The 7,205-nt window shown below is 53.7% G+C and carries 5 protein-coding genes; 4 read left to right on the forward strand and 1 reads right to left on the reverse strand.

The genetic code is table 11. The features are described 5' to 3' along the window. Nucleotides 1–39 precede the first annotated feature (39 nt). Nucleotides 40–1,227 (reverse strand): acetyl-CoA C-acyltransferase, encoded by a 1,188-nt coding sequence (locus A6R74_RS06785; RefSeq protein ID WP_064233692.1) that lies wholly within the window; start codon nucleotides 1,225–1,227, stop codon nucleotides 40–42. Nucleotides 1,228–1,344: 117 nt separating this feature from the next. On the opposite strand from A6R74_RS06785, the gene A6R74_RS06790 reads away from it, so the two are divergent. The 4 genes from A6R74_RS06790 (at nucleotide 1,345) to A6R74_RS06805 (ending at nucleotide 6,636) form a co-directional block, all read left to right on the forward strand. Further along, the gene (locus A6R74_RS06790) at nucleotides 1,345–1,923 is read left to right on the forward strand and encodes a TetR/AcrR family transcriptional regulator (protein ID WP_064233693.1); all 579 of its coding nucleotides are present in this window, start codon (nucleotides 1,345–1,347) and stop codon (nucleotides 1,921–1,923) included. A 189-nt stretch (nucleotides 1,924–2,112) separates the two neighbouring features. Then, nucleotides 2,113–3,783: an AMP-binding protein gene (locus tag A6R74_RS06795; RefSeq protein ID WP_064233694.1), complete on the forward strand. Its 1,671-nt coding sequence runs from the start codon at nucleotides 2,113–2,115 to the stop codon at nucleotides 3,781–3,783. Nucleotides 3,784–3,821: 38 nt separating this feature from the next. Beyond that, nucleotides 3,822–4,589, forward strand: a complete 768-nt coding sequence (locus A6R74_RS06800) for an SDR family NAD(P)-dependent oxidoreductase (RefSeq protein WP_064233695.1) — start codon at nucleotides 3,822–3,824, stop codon at nucleotides 4,587–4,589. A 241-nt stretch (nucleotides 4,590–4,830) separates the two neighbouring features. Then, the gene (locus A6R74_RS06805; RefSeq protein ID WP_064233696.1) at nucleotides 4,831–6,636 is read left to right on the forward strand and encodes an acyl-CoA dehydrogenase C-terminal domain-containing protein; all 1,806 of its coding nucleotides are present in this window, start codon (nucleotides 4,831–4,833) and stop codon (nucleotides 6,634–6,636) included. Nucleotides 6,637–7,205: the final 569 nt, after the last annotated feature.

A 7,205-nucleotide genomic window follows, 5' to 3' on the forward strand; every position in this document is an offset into this window, starting at 1 on the left:
GGCGTTTGCCATATAAAGAGATGTCATCAAAGATCGCAATCAGTCGATGAGCTCGACGGCCACTGCCGTTGCTTCGCCGCCGCCAATGCATAAGCTAGCAATGCCGCGTTTGCCGCCTTTAGTGCGCAGGGCGTGAATCAGTGTGGCGATAATGCGCGAGCCGGTAGAGCCTATAGGGTGGCCTTGGGCGCAGGCGCCACCAAACACATTGACCTTGTCATGGGGCAGACCCAAGTCATCCATGGCCATCAGTGTCACCACCGCGAAGGCTTCGTTAATTTCGAATAGATCAACGTCATTAACGCCCCAGCCTAGCTTCTTCATCAGCTTCTCAATCGCCCCCACCGGCGCAATGGTGAATTCGCTCGGGTGTTGCGAGTGTGTCGAGTGACCCAGCATGCGCGCAAGTGGCTTAATACCGTGCTGATCGGCTGCTGTTTGGCTGGCCAGGATAAGTGCCGAAGCGCCGTCGGAAATTGAGCTGGCATTGGCGGCGGTAATCGTTCCGTCTTTGGCAAAAGCAGGGCGAAGCTGGCGGATTTTATCGAGTTTGGCTTGGAAGGGCTGTTCATCATGCTCGACCAGGGTTTCGCCCTGACGAGAGGTGACCATAACGGGTGCCATCTCGGTGCTTAAGTGGCCTGCGTTAGTAGCGGTCATGGCGCGCTCAAGGGAGGCTATGGCAAAGTCATCCAGGCGCTCGCGGGTATAACCGCGATCCGAGGCCACATCCTGAGCAAACACACCCATTAGTTTGCCCGTTTCGGCATCCTCCAGCCCATCCAAAAACATATGGTCTTTGAGTTCGCCGTGGCCCAGACGATAGCCGCCGCGCGCCTTGGTTAGCACGTGAGGGGCGTTAGACATCGACTCCATGCCGCCCGCCAGTAAAATATCGCCACTGCCGGCCTTGATTAAATCATGGGCAAGCATCGTCGCTTTCATGCCCGAGCCGCACAGCTTATTGATCGTCGTGGCGCCATTGGCATCGGGAATGCCCGCCTGTCGCATTGCCTGACGTGCTGGGCCCTGTTTAACGCCTGCAGGCAGTACGCAGCCCATAATGCCCTCGCTGATAGCGGCAGGGTCTATGCCTGACGCTTCAATTGCTGCTTTGATGGCGACCGCACCAAGCTCGGGTGCTGTCATGCTCGCCAGACTGCCCATCATGCCGCCCATCGGCGTGCGTTTGGCGGCTAGAAATACCACATCGGTGGGGTTGCTCATGGCCAATCTCCTTCAGGTTTATTGTGATTATCTTGCCAAGTAGTCGGTGATACGTTGACCCGTAGACGGTGCTGTGGTTCTCTCCAGAGTAACCAAGCAAGCGCTAGTGTAAATGACATGAATGTAATTAATGCATCCCCTCGCCGCAAGGAATTGACGCGCCTCGCTGCTCAGCTATTTGTCCAAGAGGGCTTTGATCGCACAACGGTGCGTATGCTGGCGCAGGAAATGGGTATTAAGTCCGGTAGCTTGTTTCACCATTTTAAAGATAAGCAGGAAATCCTCGCCGCGGTTATCGAAGAGGGCACCCAAAATGCCTTGGCAATTGCCCGCAAAGCCCTCGCTGAGTGTGCTGACGAGCCTGAGATGCGGTTGCGTGCCATGGCCCGTGCTCATCTCGAAACGCTATTTACCGACCGCAATGCCCATGTGGTGGCGCTTTTCGAATGGCGTCGCCTTGATCCTGCGGCGAGTGCTCATTTGAGCCATCTACGCGATGCTTATGAGGCGCTTTGGGTCGCTGTTATTGATGATGCGTTGGAAGCCGGGTTGATCCATGGTGACCGCTTTCTTGTCTCGCGATTTGTCCTGGGGGCGCTCAACTGGACGGTTCGCTGGTATGATCCCAACGGCCCACGTTCGCCTGATGACCTCGCTGATGAGCTTGTTGCCATGATTATGCCTACCTCTGCTTGATGCCTTGATAACAGAGACTTCGACTAACGTCTAGCGCGACAATTTATAACAGTGCTTGCTCTCTGCGCCGATTGCTTTTAGCGTTGCTATTATCTTTAAGCTTACGTTAACGTCAACGGATAAATATAACAATACTGCTTGTGCCTATTCTTACTACGAGCTCATTTCCAATAACACAAGAGAGCCATCATGACAGCGACATCACAATCACTGCCCGACTATCACCAATACCTCAATGATTTTTCCGTAGATAGCGTAATTGCTCGTCTGGATGATCACCAGGACGGCTTGCTGAATGCCTATGAAGCTTGCTGTGGGCGCCATGTGCGCGAGGGGCGCGGCGAGGTGCTGGCGCTGGTGCAGGAAGACATCGAAGGCAACATGCATACCCTGACCTACGCCGAGCTGGATGAGCAGAGTGCGAAGTTAGCGGGATGGTTTGTATCCCAAGGGTTGGGTAAAGGCGACCGCATTGCCTGCATGCTGCCGCGGTCACCACAATTATTGATTGCAGTGCTCGCCACATGGCGTATTGGCGCGGTTTATCAGCCGCTGTTTACTGCTTTTGGGCCTGATGCAGTGGACTATCGATTGGGGCGAGCGGATACCAAGCTAGTGATTACCGATCACGCCAATCGCTATAAGTTTGATGGCCTCAGCCAGTGCCCGCCGGTTCTGGCCGTAGGTGGCGCGACAAGCGAGCATGCTGAAGATCATGATTGGCAAGCAGCGTTGACGTACACGTCAATGAGTGACAAGCCACCAAGGCTTCCCCCTGAAGCGCCGTTTTTGCAAATGTTCACCTCCGGTACCGTGGGCAAGCCTAAAGGCGTTGCCGTACCGTTGGCGGGTATGACCGCCTTTGCGATCTATATGGAGCTGGCCATTGATCTGCGTGATGACGACCGTTTCTGGAATATGGCCGACCCGGGCTGGGCCTATGGCCTTTACTATGCGATCACCGGGCCACTGTTGCTCGGTGTGACGACGCATTTTTGCGAGGCAGGGTTTAGCGCCGAAGGGGCGCTGGCGTTTATGAAGCGCCATCGCATTACTAATTTTGCCGCGGCGCCGACGGCTTACCGATTGATGAAGGCATCAGGCCTGTTTGATAACGCCCATGAAACGCTTGAGCTGCGTGCGGCTAGTTCGGCGGGTGAGCCTTTAAACACGGAGGTAGTGACTTGGGTTGAGAAGTCGCTGGGCTGTCCGGTTATGGATCATTACGGTCAAACTGAAACCGGTATGACGTGCAATAACCACCATTCCCTTGATCACCTCAAGCATGTGGGCGCGATGGGCGTTCCGATGCCGGGTTATCGGCTGGCGATTTTGGATGCGGAGTATAAAGAGCTGCCTGCTGGAGAGCCGGGTGTTCTTGCTGTGGATATCAAAAATTCACCAGCGCACTTCTTCCAGGGCTATACCTGGCAAGAGAAAAACCCCTTTGTAGAGGGTTATTACCTGACCGGCGATGTGGTGATTCGTAACGAAGACGGCACCTTTCAATTTGCCGGGCGTGACGACGATATTATTACCACGGCGGGTTATCGCGTCGGGCCAACGGATGTCGAGAACAGTGTGATGACACACCCTGCAGTGGCTGAATCGGCAGCCGTGGGGCAGCCGGACGAGATTCGCGGCGAGGTGATCAAATCGTATATCGTGCTGCGCGAAGGCTATGAGGCGAGTAACGAGCTGGCTGATGAGATTAAGCAGCGGGTGCGCGAGCGGCTATCAACCCATGCTTTCCCGCGCATTATTGAGTTTGTCGATGAGCTGCCTAAAACCCCCAGCGGTAAGATTCAGCGCTTTAAATTGCGCGCCCAGGCGGTAGAAGATGCCAAGACAAGCGACTAATTCAACGTCTAGTGACAGCGATTAAAGGGAATACGGTTATGCAGGTTAAGGATAGTACGTTTTTAATTACCGGTGCCGCTTCGGGGCTAGGGGCTGCAACCGCTGAGCGATTAGTTGCCGCAGGTGCTCGCGTGGTTTTATGCGACCTAAACGATAGTGTCAAAACCCATGCTGAGCAGTTGGGAGAACAAGCTCAAGCGTGTCTGGCGGACATCACCTCAGCTGAACAAATGCAGCAGGCTGTCGATAAAGCGGTAGCGATGGGTGGCGGGCGTGGGCTTTCGGGGGTGGTCCACTGTGCTGGCGTAGTTAGCGTGGCCAAGCTGGTGGATCGAGAGGGGAATCCGGCAGATTTAGATAGCTACGCTAAAACGATCAATATCAACCTGATCGGCACTTTTAACGTTATGCGTCTCGCGGCTGCCGCGATGGCTAGAAATGCGCCTAATGAGAGTGGTGAGCGTGGGGTGATTATTAATACCGCTTCTATCGCCGCTTTTGATGGTCAGGTAGGGCAGTGTGCTTACAGTGCTTCTAAAGCGGGCGTTGTAGGGATGAGCCTTCCTGCCGCCCGTGAGTTATCGCGCCATGCTATTCGCGTCATGGCCATTGCCCCGGGTGTATTTGAAACGCCAATGATGAGTGAAATTCCCGACGAGGCTGCCCAGGCGCTAGCGGCCGCCGTGCCTTTTCCTAAGCGCTTGGGTAAGCCGGATGAATTTGCACAATTAGCCGAGCAGATTATTACCAACCCGATGCTGAACGGCGAGTTGATCCGTTTAGACGGCGGCATTCGCATGCAGTAAGTGATGGGTAAGTAGAAAGTGGGAAATATGATGACTCGCTGGCTTTTGGCTGGCGAGTTTTTTATTAATAGTGTCAGGGGATTATCGGTTGGGCGACCAAAGTTCTAGAGTGTTTTAAGGCTAAATTCAAACGCTCGCTTGACTCTGCGTGGTGCTCGCGCTAGTTTTCAAACATGTGTTTGAAAGTCTGCTGTCAAAATACTCTGATTGGCTTTCAACCCCTTATTTCAGGAGAGATGCGATGCCCAGCTATCAGGCCCCTATTCGTGATATGCGTTTCGTTATGGACGAAATGCTTGATTACCCCGCCCACTACGCGCGTCTACCCAGTGGTGACGATGCATCGCCGGATGTGGTGAGTGCAATTCTAGAAGAGGGCGCACGCTTCGCCCGTGACGTACTGCTGCCGATCAATCAGAGTGGTGATGAAGAGGGCTGCCTGTTAGAGGGGGGCGAAGTTAAAGCGCCTAACGGTTTTAAAGAGGCCTACCAGCAGTACGTAGAAGGCGGCTGGCCGAGCCTGGCAGCTGATCCTGCTCATGGTGGCCAGGGCCTGCCGCCTTCATTGGCGATGCTGCTATCGGAAATGATCTGTGCGACTAACCTGGCTTGGGGTATGTACCCAGGGCTCTCTCATGGCGCGGCCGATGCGCTGAAGCACCATGGCACCGACGAGCAAAAAGCCACGTACCTCACCAAGCTGGTTGAAGGGGTATGGACAGGCACCATGTGCCTAACTGAGTCGCACTGCGGTACCGACCTAGGTTTGATCAAGACGCGAGCGGTGCCTGCCGATGGCGACGCTTATGCAATTACCGGCACCAAAATCTTTATCTCTGCTGGTGAGCATAATCTGGCTGAAAATATCGTTCATTTGGTGTTGGCGAAGCTGCCGGATGCGCCGGAAGGCTCAAAAGGTATATCGCTGTTTGTAGTGCCTAAATTCTTACCCGATGCCCAGGGTGATGTGGGAGAGCGCAACGGCGTCACCTGTGGATCGCTTGAGCACAAGATGGGTATTCACGGTAATGCCACCTGTGTGATGAACTTCGATGGCGCAACCGGTTATTTGGTGGGGCCGCCCAATAAAGGGCTGGCGTGCATGTTCACCATGATGAACGCAGCGCGTCTCGGCGTGGGCATTCAAGGGCTGGGTTTGATTGAAGCCAGTTTTCAGAATTCATTGAGTTATGCGCGTGACCGCATACAGATGCGCGGCTTATCGGGTAAGCAGGCGCCTGAAAAGCCCGCTGACCCAATTATCGTCCATCCCGATGTTCGCCGCATGCTGCTGACCCAGAAAGCCTTCGCCGAAGGTGGGCGTATGCTGGTGCTTTACACCGCGCAAATGCTCGATGTGGTTGAGCATGGAGAGCCGGGTGAAGAGCGCGATCACGCTGAAACCCTGCTTGGCTTGCTAACGCCTATTGTTAAAGCTTTCCTGACCGAAGTGGGTTTTGAAAGTACCAACGAGGGCGTACAGATTTACGGCGGTCATGGCTTCATTAAAGAGTGGGGCATGGAGCAATTGGTGCGCGATGCTCGCATTACTCGGCTTTATGAAGGTACTACCGGTATCCAGGCGCTTGATCTGCTGGGCCGTAAAGTACTCATGAGTCAGGGTGAATCGCTGAAGGTCTTCACCAAAGAGATCCATAAGTTCTGTAAAGCTGAAGCCGACAACCCTGCACTTGAAGAGTTTGTCGAGCCGCTGGCTAAGCTCAATGCAGAGTGGGGCGAGCTGACTATGGGGGTAGGCATGAAGGCAATGCAAGACCGCGAAGAAGTAGGCGCGGCGAGTGTTGATTACCTTATGTATTCGGGCTACGTCACGCTAGCATACTTATTTGCCCGCGCGGCCAAACAGGCGTCTGCTTCTTTAGAGGGTGACGATAAAGCCTTCTACACCGCTAAGTTGAATACTGCGCGCTTCTATTACCAGCGGTTACTGCCGCGTACCAAGGCGCATGCGCAGATGATTCAATCCGGCGCTTCCAGCCTAATGGCTATCTCCAGCGAAGATTTTGGCTTGGGGTTTGAGATTTAGAAGCGTCGACTACTGATGGCGTGAGGTAAGTTGCGCCAACGGGCACTCTCTGGTCAGGCGTTCTGATCGGTGGTTTGCGGCAGAAGGGCAACCTTCTGCCGCTTTTTTATACGCAATAACTTCTTTTACTTGCTATCTTGATAGTGAGGCCTTAAAGTACGCATCCGCTGCCGGGGACGCCAAGCGTTACCAGCGGTGCATAAGGTGTAAAAGCCTTGGTTTGTCAGGAGGTTAGAGCAGTCTATATCGCTCGCTTCACTCGCTAAAAAAAGCGATTGACAAACATCAGGAAATGCGTAGAATACGCCTTCCTCGCTGAGGCAAGCCAGTTCAACGGTTTGTAAGGTGGCTCAAGCAGTCATCGTAGCGAAACAGCTCTTTAACAATTTGATCAGGTAATTCATGTGGGCGCTTGCTGACGTTGGTGACAAATCACCAAATATCAAGGCAAGCGGTCATGACAATGTAAATTGAAATGAATTCGTTTGAACCTTGAGCCAAGTTTGGTTCGCTTCTGTCACTTTCGGGTGGCGGGTAAGAACCGCATAGATATTAAACTGAAGAGTTTG

The sequence above is a fragment of the Halomonas sp. ALS9 genome, from assembly GCF_001651035.1.
Lineage (GTDB): Bacteria > Pseudomonadota > Gammaproteobacteria > Pseudomonadales > Halomonadaceae > Vreelandella.

Excerpts from the sequence above, each read along its gene's own strand:
- A6R74_RS06785 (WP_064233692.1), bottom strand. The coding sequence starts at position 1,227 with ATGAGCAACCCCACCGATGTGGTATTTCTAGCCGCCAAACGCACGCCG.
- A6R74_RS06790 (WP_064233693.1), top strand. The coding sequence starts at position 1,345 with ATGAATGTAATTAATGCATCCCCTCGCCGCAAGGAATTGACGCGCCTC.
- A6R74_RS06795 (WP_064233694.1), top strand. The coding sequence starts at position 2,113 with ATGACAGCGACATCACAATCACTGCCCGACTATCACCAATACCTCAAT.
- A6R74_RS06800 (WP_064233695.1), top strand. The coding sequence starts at position 3,822 with ATGCAGGTTAAGGATAGTACGTTTTTAATTACCGGTGCCGCTTCGGGG.
- A6R74_RS06805 (WP_064233696.1), top strand. The coding sequence starts at position 4,831 with ATGCCCAGCTATCAGGCCCCTATTCGTGATATGCGTTTCGTTATGGAC.